General features: G+C 43.7%; 18 protein-coding genes. 3 read left to right on the forward strand and 15 right to left on the reverse strand.

Annotation, left to right across the window (positions count from 1 at the left end; genetic code table 11):
* Positions 1–107: 107 nt before the first annotated feature.
* The 3 genes from A4E54_RS13135 to A4E54_RS13145 are packed head-to-tail and all read left to right on the forward strand — an operon-like array spanning position 108 to position 3,070.
* Positions 108–1,196, forward strand: coding sequence for a TRAP transporter substrate-binding protein (locus A4E54_RS13135; RefSeq protein WP_286726383.1), 1,089 nt, complete (start codon positions 108–110; stop codon positions 1,194–1,196).
* Positions 1,197–1,217: 21 nt separating this feature from the next.
* Positions 1,218–1,766 carry a TRAP transporter small permease gene (locus A4E54_RS13140; RefSeq protein WP_286726371.1) on the forward strand — a complete coding sequence of 183 codons (549 nt, stop codon included), beginning with the start codon at positions 1,218–1,220 and terminating at the stop codon, positions 1,764–1,766.
* Positions 1,763–3,070 (forward strand): TRAP transporter large permease, encoded by a 1,308-nt coding sequence (locus A4E54_RS13145; protein WP_286726373.1) that lies wholly within the window; start codon positions 1,763–1,765, stop codon positions 3,068–3,070. Before A4E54_RS13140 ends, A4E54_RS13145 begins: the two co-directional genes overlap by 4 nt.
* A gap of 56 nt (positions 3,071–3,126) precedes the next feature.
* Here the strand turns inward: A4E54_RS13145 and A4E54_RS13150 are convergent, their stop codons facing one another.
* From A4E54_RS13150 to A4E54_RS13220, 15 genes are all read right to left on the reverse strand, one after another.
* Positions 3,127–4,698: a class I adenylate-forming enzyme family protein gene (locus tag A4E54_RS13150; RefSeq protein ID WP_240083800.1), complete on the reverse strand. Its 1,572-nt coding sequence runs from the start codon at positions 4,696–4,698 to the stop codon at positions 3,127–3,129.
* Between the two features lie 274 nt (positions 4,699–4,972).
* On the reverse strand, positions 4,973–6,067 hold the full coding sequence (locus A4E54_RS13155; RefSeq protein ID WP_286726375.1) for a sensor domain-containing diguanylate cyclase: 1,095 nt from the start codon (positions 6,065–6,067) through the stop codon (positions 4,973–4,975).
* A 175-nt stretch (positions 6,068–6,242) separates the two neighbouring features.
* The gene (locus A4E54_RS13160) at positions 6,243–6,956 is read right to left on the reverse strand and encodes a GntR family transcriptional regulator (RefSeq protein ID WP_240083802.1); all 714 of its coding nucleotides are present in this window, start codon (positions 6,954–6,956) and stop codon (positions 6,243–6,245) included.
* Between the two features lie 15 nt (positions 6,957–6,971).
* Positions 6,972–7,544, reverse strand: coding sequence for an inositol monophosphatase family protein (locus tag A4E54_RS13165; RefSeq protein ID WP_353681840.1), 573 nt, complete (start codon positions 7,542–7,544; stop codon positions 6,972–6,974).
* Between the two features lie 26 nt (positions 7,545–7,570).
* Positions 7,571–8,392 (reverse strand): IS110 family transposase, encoded by an 822-nt coding sequence (locus tag A4E54_RS13170; RefSeq protein WP_286726377.1) that lies wholly within the window; start codon positions 8,390–8,392, stop codon positions 7,571–7,573.
* Positions 8,367–8,573, reverse strand: a complete 207-nt coding sequence (locus A4E54_RS13175) for a hypothetical protein (protein WP_286726379.1) — start codon at positions 8,571–8,573, stop codon at positions 8,367–8,369. Before A4E54_RS13175 ends, A4E54_RS13170 begins: the two co-directional genes overlap by 26 nt.
* A gap of 685 nt (positions 8,574–9,258) precedes the next feature.
* Positions 9,259–9,501, reverse strand: a complete 243-nt coding sequence (locus A4E54_RS13180) for a hypothetical protein (RefSeq protein ID WP_240084935.1) — start codon at positions 9,499–9,501, stop codon at positions 9,259–9,261.
* Between the two features lie 259 nt (positions 9,502–9,760).
* Positions 9,761–10,087, reverse strand: a complete 327-nt coding sequence (locus A4E54_RS13185) for a nucleotidyltransferase domain-containing protein (protein ID WP_240084934.1) — start codon at positions 10,085–10,087, stop codon at positions 9,761–9,763.
* Positions 10,063–10,452, reverse strand: a complete 390-nt coding sequence (locus tag A4E54_RS13190) for a HEPN domain-containing protein (protein WP_240084933.1) — start codon at positions 10,450–10,452, stop codon at positions 10,063–10,065. The genes A4E54_RS13185 and A4E54_RS13190 overlap by 25 nt, the downstream gene beginning before the upstream one ends.
* 79 nt (positions 10,453–10,531) lie before the next feature.
* A complete protein-coding gene (locus A4E54_RS13195; protein WP_240084932.1) occupies positions 10,532–10,699 on the reverse strand; it encodes a hypothetical protein in 168 nt (55 codons plus the stop codon).
* 13 nt (positions 10,700–10,712) lie between these two features.
* Complete coding sequence (locus A4E54_RS13200; RefSeq protein WP_240084931.1) at positions 10,713–10,994, reverse strand: CopG family antitoxin; 282 nt, start codon at positions 10,992–10,994, stop codon at positions 10,713–10,715.
* A 138-nt stretch (positions 10,995–11,132) separates the two neighbouring features.
* On the reverse strand, positions 11,133–11,399 hold the full coding sequence (locus tag A4E54_RS13205; RefSeq protein WP_240084930.1) for a retropepsin-like aspartic protease: 267 nt from the start codon (positions 11,397–11,399) through the stop codon (positions 11,133–11,135).
* Positions 11,396–11,659 carry a hypothetical protein gene (locus A4E54_RS13210; RefSeq protein WP_240084929.1) on the reverse strand — a complete coding sequence of 88 codons (264 nt, stop codon included), beginning with the start codon at positions 11,657–11,659 and terminating at the stop codon, positions 11,396–11,398. Before A4E54_RS13210 ends, A4E54_RS13205 begins: the two co-directional genes overlap by 4 nt.
* Before the next feature lie 296 nt (positions 11,660–11,955).
* The gene (locus tag A4E54_RS13215; RefSeq protein WP_240084928.1) at positions 11,956–12,156 is read right to left on the reverse strand and encodes a YgiT-type zinc finger protein; all 201 of its coding nucleotides are present in this window, start codon (positions 12,154–12,156) and stop codon (positions 11,956–11,958) included.
* 426 nt (positions 12,157–12,582) lie between these two features.
* A complete protein-coding gene (locus A4E54_RS13220) occupies positions 12,583–13,026 on the reverse strand; it encodes a hypothetical protein (protein ID WP_286726382.1) in 444 nt (147 codons plus the stop codon).
* Between the last annotated feature and the right edge of the window lie 143 nt (positions 13,027–13,169).

Below are 13,169 nucleotides of genomic sequence, written 5' to 3' on the forward strand. Positions count from 1 at the left end.
AAGTAGGAGGAATTCAATAACGATGGTTCAAGCAAAGCCTTGTGCCATCTGCCTCGGCGAATGCCGAGAGGCTATTAAGATTAAAAGGAGGTCATGTATTGAAAAGGATGTCGTGTGCCAGAGGCGGAAGTGTGTTTTCACGGGTGGACAAAAGAGTGTCCGTCTTATTGGTGTTGCTTATGATTTTCGCTTTGGCCGGTTGTTCTTCCGGTTCTTCACCGGGGCAGGCTAAAAAGCAAGGGGCCGTGGAGCTGAATTTAGCGCATTTCTTTCCCGCCACCCACCCGGCTGAAACTGAACTGATTCAACCGTGGGCGAAAGCTATTTCTGAAGCCACCGACGGTCAGGTAATAATTAAAAGCAACCCCGGCGAGACCCTGCTGAAAGCAGACGGTATTTATGAGGGCGTGGTCAACGGGGTCGCCGACATTGGTCTTTCCTGCTTCTCTTATACTCGGGGCCGCTTCCCGGTGCTTGAAGCATTCGAATTACCCGGCACCACATACAACAACTCCAAGGTAGCCAGCAAGGTCGCCTGGGAGGGAATTAAACAGCTTAATCCCCAAGAAATCCAGGATACCAAGCTGATGATGGTTTTTTGCACCGGCCCTGGCGATTTGTTCACAAAAATTCCGGTCAACAGCCTGGAAGATTTGCAGGGGCTCGGAATCAGGGCGACGGGACTGAGCGCAGATACTCTTAAAGCGCTGGGAGCCAACCCTGTGCCCATGCCTCAGTCCGACGCCTATGAAGCTTTATCCAAGGGAGTTGTCAAGGGCAACCTCTCTACCGTGGAGGTGCTGAAGGGCTGGAAGCACGCCGAAGTAACGCAATATCTGACCAGAACCCCGTTTCTTTACAACACTTTGTTTTTTATCACAATGAACCTCGACAAGTGGAACTCGCTGTCTCCGGAAAACCAGAAAGCCATTGAGGAAGTCAGCAAGGAATACTTTGAAGAGGTGGCAATTAGTTTATGGGATAAACAGGCCGAGACTGCGCTGAAATATGCTTTTGATGAAAAAGGCATGAAAGAGATCAAGCTTTCAGACCAGGAAATAAGCCGGTGGGTAAACCTGGTAAAGCCAATGCAGGATGATTTCGTGAAGAAAATGAATGAAAAGGGCTACCAAGGACAACAAATTATGGATACAGTCAAGTCGCTTGCCGATAAGTACAATAAAGAATATGAATAGTATCACCGGAGGTATCCTGATATGAAAAAGCTTGAAGGATTAGTTACGGGACTAAGCCGGATACTGAACAATATTGCGGGCTTTTGCATGGTATTGGTCATGGCGCTGGTTGTAGCCAACATTCTACTGCGCGCGCTGTTCAAACATCCCATATTGGGGGCTTATGAATATGTTGTTTATACAACCGCGGTGATGATCGGCCTGACTTTAGGCTATTGCGCGGTACAAAACGGCCATATCGCGGTCGACTTTGTTGTGGAAAGACTGCCGCTGAAAGCACAGGCAATTATTGACACCTTGATAAATGCCACGGCTTTGTTATTCTGGGCTGCTTGTGCCTGGCAAACTTGCATGCATGCCCAAAGAATGACGGCGAACGGCTTAGTTTCCCCGACAACTCAAATCCCGGTCGCACCCTTTATTTACCTGGTGGCCTTCGGCCTGCTGGCGCTTTCCCTCGTGCTGCTGGTTAAAACAATTGAATCCTTGCGGAAGGTGTTTTCTTTATCGTCTATCTCCATGCCGGCGCCTAACGTCGAATCCATACAGAAGGCGGCAGTCAGTAAATGAGTCCACTCCACGTTGGTTTAATCAGCATTATAGCCTTTATGGTCCTGTTGATGCTGCGGATGCCCATCGCCTACGCGATGGCTTTGGTCGGGTTTGCCGGTTTTGCCTACCTGACCTCGCCGGCCGCGGCATTCAGCATGGTGGCCAATGAGATATTTACCAACTTCTCTTCATATTCGCTGGGTGTCATCGCCATGTTTGTCTGGATGGGGTTTCTCGCCTTTTATTCCGGCATCGGCACCAAGCTGTATGTTTTCGCCTACAAATTAATCGGACACTACCCCGGCGGACTGGCGATAGCCACTCAGGCCGCGTGTGCCGTCTTTGGAGCCATTTGCGGGTCCAACACGGCCACGGCGGCAACTATCGGGGCCATCGCCCTGCCGGAAATGAACAAGTATAAATATGACGTTTCGCTGGCCACCGCCAGCGTCGCCGCCGGCGGAGTCCTGGGCGTGCTGATCCCGCCCAGCGTGATCTTTATCGTTTACGGCATTGCCACGGAACAGTCGGTAGGCAAGCTCTTCATCGCCGGCATTATACCGGGAATTGTCCTGATGCTGCTTTATATAGCCGCCATATACATTATTACCTCCCGCAAGAAGGAACTGGGACCCCCCGGAGCGAAAGCGGATTGGCAGGAAAGGTTCAGCGCGCTGCGCGGGGGACTGGGAGAAGTTTTGGTTATATTTCTCATTTCCATGGGCGGCTTGTTTATTGGATGGTTTACCCCTACGGAAGCAGGGGCTGTCGGGGCCGCAGGCGTTTTGGGGGTGGCTCTCTTTAAGAGGAGCATCAGTTGGGAAGGCTTCAACAAATCCCTCCTGGACGCCACCCGGACCACCGCCATGATTATGCTGCTAATCGCCGGGGCGATGATTTTCGGACGCCTCATGGCTATCAGCAGAGTTCCTTTCGAACTGGCCCAGCTGGCCGGCAGCCTGCCATTGCCTCCGTTTGCCGTCATGGCGGTGATATTGCTTATTTATTTAGTCCTTGGCTGTTTCATCGACGCGCTGGCAATGATTTTACTGACTGTACCGATATTCTACCCGATAGCGGTTAACATGCTTGGCTACGACCCAATCTGGTTCGGGGTAATTATTGTTCTGACCGTGGCCATGGGCGTGATTACGCCGCCGGTGGGCATGAACGTATATATAATCAAAGGAATAGCTCCCGATATACCGCTTGAAGTGATTTTCAAGGGCATCTGGCCTTTCCTGTTGGCAATTATCATCTGTCTGGCCATTTTGATGGCCTTCCCGCAGCTTGCCACTTTCCTGCCCGGTCTGATTTCTTAACACAAAAAAAGAAACCAGTCATGAACTGCTGTGACTGGCTTTCTTTTTATTACTGCTCAACCTTCTATATTTAATACCTCGCGCTTGCCGCAATATTTCTCACGAAGTTTTGACTTTTCAATCTTGCCGGTCGGGTTCCGTGGAATTTTATCGAAAAAAACCATACGCGGCCTTTTGTACCTGGGCAGCTTCATGCAGAATTCAATAACCATGGCCTGACTCAGTTCCCTTCCTGGTTTGACCTCCAAAATGGCCACGGGTATTTCCCCCAGGCGATTGTCCGGCATCCCTATTACGGCCACATCCTTAATATCATCGTGAGCCTGCAGGAAATCTTCTATTTCCACGGGAAAGATATTCTCTCCGCCTGATATGACAACGTCTTTCTTCCGGTCCACCAGGTAAATGAACCCGTCTTCATCCCGCTGCGCCATGTCACCGGTATAGAGCCAGCCATTTTTCAGTATTTGGGCGGTGGCTTCCGGGTTTTCATAATAACCTTTCATAACTCCCGGCCCTCTGACGATCAATTCGCCAACCTTGCCTTGCGGAACAGGAGTACCGCTGTCATCCACAATCATTGCCTCCCAGTTAAATCCCGGCAGGCCGATGGCCCCAACCTTGTGTATATTTTCCATGCCAAGGTGAACGCAGCCTGGTCCGGTTGATTCACTCAGGCCATAATTGGTGTCGTACATTTGCTCAGGGAAATATTTCTTCCATCTCCTGATCAGGCTCGGAGGCACTGGCTGGGCTCCGATATGCATAAGCCGCCACTGTTCGAGGTTATAGTTCTGCAAATCAACTTCCCCGCTTTCAATAGCGTCAAGGATATCCTGCGCCCACGGCACAAGAAGCCACACAATTGTCGCCCTTTCTTCAGATACTGTTTCAAGAATCCACCGGGGGTTTACGCCGCGCAGGATTACGGCCTTTGAACCGACAATAAGACTGCCGAACCAGTGCATTTTAGCTCCGGTATGATACAGCGGAGGGATGCAAACAAAATTGTCCTGGTGCTCCTGAAGGTGATGGCGGTTTTCCGTAATGCACGCGGAGACCAGATTATCATGAGTCAAAAGAATCGGTTTAGGATTCCCGGTAGTACCCGACGTAAAGTAAATAGCGGCCATATCGCAATCGGAAAACGCCGCGACGGGAGCCTCCGCGGGAAATTGCCCCATAAGCTCATCATAGCTTTCAGCTTGACCGGGGCAGTTCTCCCCGACAAAAATTAATTTCTCGACGCGGCGGATTCGCTCACTGATCTCGTCAATTCTTTCCTGAAACTCGGGCCCGTAAACAAGCACTTTCGCCTCTGCAACATCAATACAATTTCTGATTTCTTCCGCGGTAAAACGGAAATTCAGAGGAACAGCCAGTGCTCCGGTCTTCAATATGCCAAAATAAACAGGCAGCCATTCCAGGCAGTTCATCATTAATAAAACAACTTTGTCCCCCCGTCCTACACCGCTTGCCAGCAGCGCATTTGCAAACTTGTTGGCCGAATTTTCAAATCCCAGCCACGTTATTGCCCTCCTCCGGCAAATCGCCGGTTCGCGTTCTATTAACGCAATTTCATCAGGATACATCCGTGCATTGCGGGAAAGCATTTCTGTTATCGGCATAAAATTAAACCTCCCAATCATACAAACATCGTCCTTCCATACTACTACTCACCCTATTCGGACAAAATAAATATAAATTTAAAATTCTATAAAACCGTTTTATTTCCTTCTTTGAGCTATTACACTTAACGGCTTTTCACTCGATTGAGATTTTGAAAATGAGGTATCGGGGAAGAAGGAATAGTAGAACCGGCGGGGCTTTTTACAAACCGGCAGCAGGCACAAAAGGTAGCCTCGTTCAGCAAACCAGGCCGGGCGGCCGGGTTTGCATTGTTCATTTTTCAGGATGTTTTTTATACATCTTATTCTTATACATGGACTGATCAGCAACTTTCAGCAGTTCGTCAATATTCTCCGTCCTACCTGGTTCCCATATAACACTACCGATACTTATCCCCAGGTTGCTTGTTACCTTCTCGGAAGAAATCCACTCTATTAATCTGTCTTGTATCCGTTTCTGTGTAAAATCAAGGCCTTTCAGGCTGGTGTTAACTATCACTACAAACTCATCTCCGCCAAAGCGGCAAGCCAGATCATAGTCTCTAATCGTCGAATTGAGTGTCTGGGCAAAATTTTTCAATACCTGGTCTCCAATCAAGTGTCCGAACTGATCGTTTACCTCCTTGAAATTATCGATATCCATGGACAAAATACCAAACGTAGTTCCGTCCCGCCGTGCCCTGGACAGTTCTTTATTAACAAATTCAAAAAACCCCCGGCGGTTATAGAGTCCGGTTAAGGAATCTTTAATTGATAATTCCCTTAATTTGTCATAAGCCAAGCTATTCTGAACAGCCAAACCAACTTGCTCAGCAATCATTTCCAAGTATTCAATCAACTCTATAGTAAACATGCCTGTGCTAATATCGTTTAATTGAATCAGCCCAATACGCTTACCTCTGGCTTTAATAGGAATTAGCGCCACAGATTCATAACCGCAAGAGTTGCAATAGTACAATGTTTTTCCCCGGCGATCATGCTCACTTGTGGTGGCTGTTAAATCAGACGTATTATTTGACCAAAAGCTGCCGCCTTTCGTAAAGAAAGGCAAGTAGGGCTCATATCTGCCGCTGATTATTTTTCCGCACATGCACTCCAAGGTATTGTCCGCATCCTTGCCTTTATCGCATAAACTGTTTTCTTGTATGATAAAAGACTCTGGAAAACCGTTGTAGACATAATATGGATAATCTCCGTTGTCTTGCAGCCTAATGCCTATAGCCCCGCATTTAGTCAGCTTCTTAACGTGATCTATGATGGTGATTAAGGTTGACTTCAAGTCCATAAAGTTATTGAGTTCAGCGCAAATAATTTTCGCTGTTCTTTCCCGCTCCAGCAAATATTTCAATTCATTCTTATAGTCTTCCATAAATATCCGTTCTTTCTAATGATAGTTAAAAGGATTAATATTATTACGAAACATATAATACTAAATTGCTAATAATCACTATCAAATCTTTCAATACTAATTATAGTCAATGTGGTCCTATATTGACATAGGACATACGTCCTATTTATAGGACCACAATTAGCTCATAACAATCCTATCCCTTTGGACTGACATAGAATGAAAAGCAATCGCTTCGATATAGAATCCTGGTGTACTCCAGCACTTTACCGCTCCTTTGCTCCATACAGCCGGATTCCAAGACCAATAGTGGTATTAAAAATGCGCAATTCAACATATCCCGCTGGTATTTCGTCGGAAACGAAACGCTCAAGACGCTGGATTTTGAACAATAATCCCGATATCCTTTACTGTTGTAATATTTAAACATGGATGTGATATCCATACCCACCGTATCAATATCATTAAATACCGATTTGGCAACATAAGAGATATGCATAGCAATAGGCTGCTGATTGATAAACCTCAATCTGCCTACTTTAAAGACTCGGTCATCTCGGTCTGTTTCTAAGAAATCATAAATTTTTTTATTATATTTAATCTCTTTGCAAAAAATATTTTTTGAATAAAAATCATACCCTTTTTCGATCATTTTCTGGCTAAAACTCACATCGCCGGAAAGCACAAGTTCAATTTGTTTTTGTCTTTTTTTTACATAACTTCCTTTTCCCTGTCTTTTATAAATATAGCCCAATTCCTCCAGTCTTTCATAAGCTTTCCTAGCTGTCATTCTCGGCACCTTGTACTTATCAGCGATCACATTTTCAGACGGTAGTCGATCATGGGCATTGTAGGCGCCTGAAATAATTCGAAAAATTAGCTTGTCTATTATTCGTATTTCATCCGGCATAGCCATACCCCATTATCATTTATAACCAAACTCATTCCTAATGCATTTCGGAAAGTATTCCAATACTTCTTCCCATATTAACGGCGAGCGATATGCGATTACAAAAATTTTACCATAACGTGAATTATCTTTATCCTTCCTGCGATAAAGAAAAAACCCGCCACGCTGTTCCAGGTAAATTCTGGCAGCGGCAACATCCCATTCATAAGTGTTCGATGAAATAAACAAGTCGTATTCGCCATTGGCAACCCTGCATAATTCAAGAGACGCGCATCCTAAATATCTGTATGCCTGCACCCTTGACAGCATCCCTACAACATCCATATCCAAACTGGCCAACTCCATCATTGTTCTCAAACTCATAGCGACAATCGCCTTGTGCATCTTCTCTCTCCGTTCAGGCAGGATATTTAAGCGGCAGTTATCAATTATTGCGCCCTCACCATGCTTAGCACAGAACATAACCCCGCTCGCGACATCATTGATCAGACCGAAGACTGGATTTCCATCCCTGTACAATGCCAGTGAAATCGCGTAATCCCTGCCAAATCGGTAGTAATTGACAGTACCGTCGATTGGATCAATCACCCACGTATAACCATCACTATCCGCGTTTACCCTTCCCTGGCTTTCTTTATGTTCAGACCGGCCAACTTCTGAATTTGCTTGGGATGTTCAAACCGGCTAATGTCACCTACTTCAGCGATAAAGCCTGCCGCGGTTACCAAACCCACCCCTTTAATTTTCACTATTTCATCCAGGCCAGGTACCTGCTTCACAAGCTGCTCCACCATGTTCATGGTTCTTTCATACTGCTGTATTTGCAACTTATAGTTCTCCAGCATGTTGAGCAGGTCATTCTCTGCAGCCATAATGCCTTCACGAACACCCACAGATTGCCTCGCAGCCTCTATCAGGCACATAGCCCGCTTTCTACCTATTCCCCTCAGTTTATCCTGCTTCCAACGCTCAACAATACCTTCCACACCTTTTTCTAATATCCTGACGGGTGTAGGAAAATCCTGCAACACTATTAGGGCTGCCTTGCCTTCCCAGTCTCCAAATACTCGGTTGAATTCTGGAAAGTATATGCTGAGCCAACGTTTTACACGGTTACGGATTCCGTTTAGTTGTTTTACTATCTGACACCGGGTTTCCATGGCTGTTCTTAGTTCGCTGTATATGCCTTCCGGGATGTATGGCTCCATGTACCGGCCATCTTTAACTAGCATTGCTATAGTTTTGGGGTCCTTACGGTCATTCTTGGTTGGATTATTATCATCCAGTTCTTTGCTCCTTTTTACATGAAACGGATTCACCAGCACTATTTTCATGCTGTGATCCTTAAGTTGCTGAGCTAGATTGAACCAGTAATGCCCTGTCGGCTCCATGCCTACCATAACTTTGTCTTTAATGTTTTTTTTCTTTAATCGCACCTACCCAAGTGGTGAATTGTCCGAAGCCTTCTGTATCATTACTAAACTTAAGTAATCTTCCAACTTCAAGTCCCCGGTAGTCGAAGGCTCTAGCATAGTGGATTTCGCTTGCTATGTCCACACCAATGATTAAGGTCTCTTCTGTGACTTGCAAAATCTTTTTGTTCTGGGTATACTTCATCTTGAGTACCTCCTCTGTTATTTAAGGGTTGCTTCGCGAAAGCTGACACCTCGTATGTTAACAGGGGGTACTCTTTTTTTCAAAGCTCATTTTTGTTTATTACAGGAATGCTCCTATTTTATTTATTAGGAGTCCTAGATAATCATTATTAAGTCTTTTCAGTCGTCGCCGTGGTTTTGTGGGTATGTGGTAAACGCGATTAGCGTTTTCCAAGCGATTGTGGGAATTGTGGTCAGACCGCCCGGGGAGCTGCAAGATCCTATTACCGGATCGGCGTGCGGCCGGCAGGGGCTATCTCTTTACAGTAAGCCGGGCTGTCCACATTTTCCACATGAGCGGCATATCCACAACCCGCGCCGGTGCTGCAATTGAGGCTAAATGTAAACCTGATTTACACTTAATACTTTTTTGAAATAAAATACCACATATTTACCAATAATCCCGGCACGGAGGTGAGGCGGTGAATACATCCGATACTATTCAGCTCATAATCGCCGTTCTCCTCGCAGTAAACCTCGTAGTCCAAATAGCCAACCATAGGCAGTAATTTTTAACCCCTGACTGCTGGTAACAGTCAAGGGTTATAGTTTAAGCCACCTGGTTCGGTGATGGCCACGATCCATATTCAGTATTAGTATTTCCACCATTTAAAATAATAATATATTTACTGAGAATAATTGTCAAGTTAGATGACCAGTTCTTTTAAGGCAATCTCAAATTCTTTTATGGTTTTAACCTTAACCGCTCGTCGCAGAATTCTTCTCAGTAAACCTCTGTCTTTAACCATAGATAATTCTTCCTTTAACCATACAGGTTGTTCCCCGGTATTCTCCTCAAGGGCTTCCATGATAGCCTCGACTATCCCTTCATCACGACCTCTTGCTTCCCACTCTTCCCGGATGCCGTCAAACAGCGGTAAGTTTTCCAATTTACTCACCTCCAGCACTTTTAAAATTAGGTCTTTTGGGAACCTCAATGATGATAAAGCCGCAAGTGCTACATACAGGATCGACCTCTCGTCCTCTGTTTCTACTTCGCTTGCAAACGCTTGGTGCACTTATCTAGTACCACTTCGGGTAGTTCATCATGACTCATCAATGGTGTCAGGGGCAGTAGGCCCACCGGTCCACGGTAAAGCAGCTCCCGGCCGGTAATGTCCTGTAAGTTGATCTGTCGGTAGTTAAATTTTACTCTTCGTAAACGGTCTTTCCTTTTTGAATGATCTCGTCATATAAAAAGTCACCCTGTCGAGCTTTTTTATATTGTTCAACAGAATAAGGTCGTGGTGATATATCCAAGTCAACCCCAAAGGTAAGTTTTTTAAGCATCAGGGACTCTTTAAACCGGTCCCGACCGAGATCCGGAGAGACGATGGCCAGGTCTATGTCGCTGTCCTTATCTCCGGTGCCGGCAGCCAGGGAACCGTAAAGGATAGCCTTCTTTACCCTGATTTTTTTAGACCTGAGGGCTTCTAGGTATTTTTTTATACTTATTTCAATTTGCCTTTTAGCCATTCTAAAACATCTCCCGTTTTTTTAAAGATGTCCTCTGTTACTACCCGGGTACAGTTCTTCGCAAGTTCTTTCCGGTCCTCAGCATACCTGGACTCTATGTAATACTGCGAGAGTAGGACAAAAGCATCCTTCCTGTTATCATCTAGCTCGGAGAAGATGTCTACAGCTTCTGCTAGGACAACTAGATCATGTTTCCTGGGTGGTGTCTTGCTGTACTTCTCGTAATATACAGCTTTTATAGCTTTTTCAATGGCCTGCTGGCAGAAGAAAAGGCAATGTAAATATTCTTTCTTACTATAAAGCAAGCCGGCAACCCTAAAATCGTCCTGGGCAATATCAAACCAATTTTTTGTTGCCTTTTTCACATTTAGCACCATCCTCAAAGACCAACTTATACACCTTACCCTAACCTAAGTACAACTCTAATCCTTTATGACCCAATCTCTATGGTAGATCAACCTGTAGCCCGAATTCACGCTTGGCTTCCTCCCCTGTTACATAACCTGCATTACTATTGAGTTGGCGTAATTCCTCTTCTGTTAAGGGATCATCATCAGGTTTAGCTTTATCGATCTTTTTCCAACCAGCCGGTTTTTTTATCCGATCGTTCAATTAAATACTGTTTTTACGCATCATTTTTTATTTTTTCATTAATCCACATTCTTATTAATGTTTGATATGGCAGTCCTCTCTTGACGGCGATTTTTTTAACGGCTTCAATCTGATAAGGTTCCAATCTTAATGTAATAGGTTTTTTAAGTTCTCTTTTATTTAATATTTCATTTTCTAGTTCTGGTGATACTTTAATATCTACAGGTTCTAAGTCAGTAATAAACTCGGTACTGTCATGTTCATCCCAAAAGCGTGCTTCTTCTTCGGTTTTAAACTCCGGTATTTTTTTGCTCATATTACCAACCTCCCTGTCTTACATGTACTTTTACAAAAGTATCATATTATCCAAATCTATAACCACTTTAGATATCATTAAATAATCCATTCCCAGGATGCCGTCAATATCAAATCCATAATCCATATCACCAATTTGTTATTTGAATTTGGTTAATTTTTTAGTACCTAACTGAATTCTGTCAATTTTTTTCTCGTAAACATATTCTGCTCCACCAACACCATGTATTTTTCTTATGACATCTAAAGGTTCAGGACCTAGCCCCAATTCAATAGCAATTTCGGCGGCAATGATTGTGGATGCAGAGCCAGTATCTATCAAGAAATTATCATAACTAAGAGATTTGCCTTGGTGAGTAAGTATAACGCTAATGAAAGGTAGCCCATACTTTAAATCTATTTTCATGTACCAGCTCGCACCCCGATCCATCTCTGTTCAACTATATCCAGTTCAGGGCGTGAAGTATGAACAACGTAAAGCTCTCTTTCCCTGTTCTTTCTATGTAATTGTAAATACTGCAACAAAGCCTTATTATTGTCATCTTGGAAATTATCAACTACGGTCATTTGAGATATAATTCTTTTATCACCTTCTGTATGAGCCTCAATAGCTTCAATTATTACCCATTGATTAGGGTATTTTCTTTTTACTTCTGCCCATAACATTTTTAAAACCTCCTTTGAGGCATATTCACTATATAATATAATTCCTTGTATTTACGTTGTCAATACATATTATTATCCTTAGTCGCCGTGGTTGTGTATATGAGGTAAAAGCGATTGAGGAAACTGTGGTCAGGCCGGTCGGGGATCTTGCACTGTCATAATAACGGATCGGTATGCTGTCGGCAGGGTATTATCTATTTACAATAAACCGGGCTGTCCATAATTTCCTCAATCGCGGCATATTCACACACCGTGTCTTCCTCATAGCCGAAATTATTTCACGTGAAATAATTTTTTCATAAATCATATATGTCTTTACCCTCTTTAACAAGCTGGTCCACCCTGGCTAATACATCAGAGGCCGTCATATCCTCGCCGCATACCTGGCATTTTACAACCGGCACCCCTTTGACCACCTTTCCTAGATAGTTAAAAGAGATTTTTACTGACTTAATATTTTCACCACCGCAGCTCTCGCACCTTTTTATTATCATCATTAATACCTCCCCCTATAAGATCTTCTTGATTGTCTTTTAAGTTTAAGCCGTTTCATATATAAACAGAGAGGTCAGAGATATTTCTTCGTGATTTCCGAGGTGATAAGGATGAGCTCTTAATCCTTCTTTAATCTCATATTCTCTTAATCTCTTATACGCAGATCCGCGACTGCTTTTACTCTAGCTTCTTCATAAACCTCCTTAGGTGATAACTTCAAGTCGAACTTGCCTTCCTTGATAACAAAATAGTTCAAATACATGGATGTCATTTCTTTATTATTAGTATTAAATAACTCTAATGTGATTCATTATAGAATCTCAAAAGCTACTATGCGATCGTAATAAGAATCACTAAAATATTCACTATTGACAGGCTCTGCCTGGCATATGTGATGATGCGCGAGCATCGCGCCTTATCTTGCCTTTTTAAATTTTTGCTTCGCGAATAATTTTTTCCCTCATGTCAATCATGATTAATTGATCACCAACTTGTATAAAAAGTGAAAAACCTTTTGCTGAAACCACGGGCCATTCAGTATTAAAAAAACTATCCCATAATCTCTTGCTTAAATACTCTTTAACCTTACCTACAACCAAAAAGCCAGCCGGTACCCGTAATCTCATTTCTAATCGATTAGGATTATTTTTGTCAGGGAAAATGCTGTAGACCTTTCTTTCCTTAGGCTCGTATATGAAAAACATACCTTTGTAACGTAATTTAACTCTAAAAATACTGCCTTCCTCTCTGGTTTCAACAAGCTCGTGTGAGCGACCTGAAAGAACATGTCCAAGGAAAAGTCGTGCAATATGGGTATTTTTTCTTGTTGGAGTTTTTTTTTTAATTACTTTCCGCAGCCTTTTTGCCCTCACAAAGTCGTATAAGGTTTTATAACTATACGGCAGAAAGCCTTATATATCAAGGGCACTGAAAAAGTCCATTTGCAGCAATGCAGATGGACTTTTTGTCCAAAATTTTTGTCCAAAAATGGTATAATTATTCATGAAAGAAGTTG

The sequence above is a fragment of the Pelotomaculum sp. PtaB.Bin117 genome (genome assembly GCF_002067195.1).
Classification (GTDB): domain Bacteria; phylum Bacillota; class Desulfotomaculia; order Desulfotomaculales; family Pelotomaculaceae; genus Pelotomaculum_D; species Pelotomaculum_D terephthalicicum.

Excerpts from the sequence above, each read along its gene's own strand:
- A4E54_RS13215 (WP_240084928.1), bottom strand. The coding sequence starts at position 12,156 with ATGATGATAATAAAAAGGTGCGAGAGCTGCGGTGGTGAAAATATTAAG.
- A4E54_RS13200 (WP_240084931.1), bottom strand. The coding sequence starts at position 10,994 with ATGAGCAAAAAAATACCGGAGTTTAAAACCGAAGAAGAAGCACGCTTT.
- A4E54_RS13175 (WP_286726379.1), bottom strand. The coding sequence starts at position 8,573 with ATGAAGTATACCCAGAACAAAAAGATTTTGCAAGTCACAGAAGAGACC.
- A4E54_RS13145 (WP_286726373.1), top strand. The coding sequence starts at position 1,763 with ATGAGTCCACTCCACGTTGGTTTAATCAGCATTATAGCCTTTATGGTC.
- A4E54_RS13210 (WP_240084929.1), bottom strand. The coding sequence starts at position 11,659 with ATGTTATGGGCAGAAGTAAAAAGAAAATACCCTAATCAATGGGTAATA.
- A4E54_RS13135 (WP_286726383.1), top strand. The coding sequence starts at position 108 with ATGTCGTGTGCCAGAGGCGGAAGTGTGTTTTCACGGGTGGACAAAAGA.
- A4E54_RS13205 (WP_240084930.1), bottom strand. The coding sequence starts at position 11,399 with ATGAAAATAGATTTAAAGTATGGGCTACCTTTCATTAGCGTTATACTT.
- A4E54_RS13155 (WP_286726375.1), bottom strand. The coding sequence starts at position 6,067 with ATGGAAGACTATAAGAATGAATTGAAATATTTGCTGGAGCGGGAAAGA.
- A4E54_RS13140 (WP_286726371.1), top strand. The coding sequence starts at position 1,218 with ATGAAAAAGCTTGAAGGATTAGTTACGGGACTAAGCCGGATACTGAAC.
- A4E54_RS13160 (WP_240083802.1), bottom strand. The coding sequence starts at position 6,956 with ATGCCGGATGAAATACGAATAATAGACAAGCTAATTTTTCGAATTATT.
- A4E54_RS13150 (WP_240083800.1), bottom strand. The coding sequence starts at position 4,698 with ATGCCGATAACAGAAATGCTTTCCCGCAATGCACGGATGTATCCTGAT.
- A4E54_RS13185 (WP_240084934.1), bottom strand. The coding sequence starts at position 10,087 with ATGGCTAAAAGGCAAATTGAAATAAGTATAAAAAAATACCTAGAAGCC.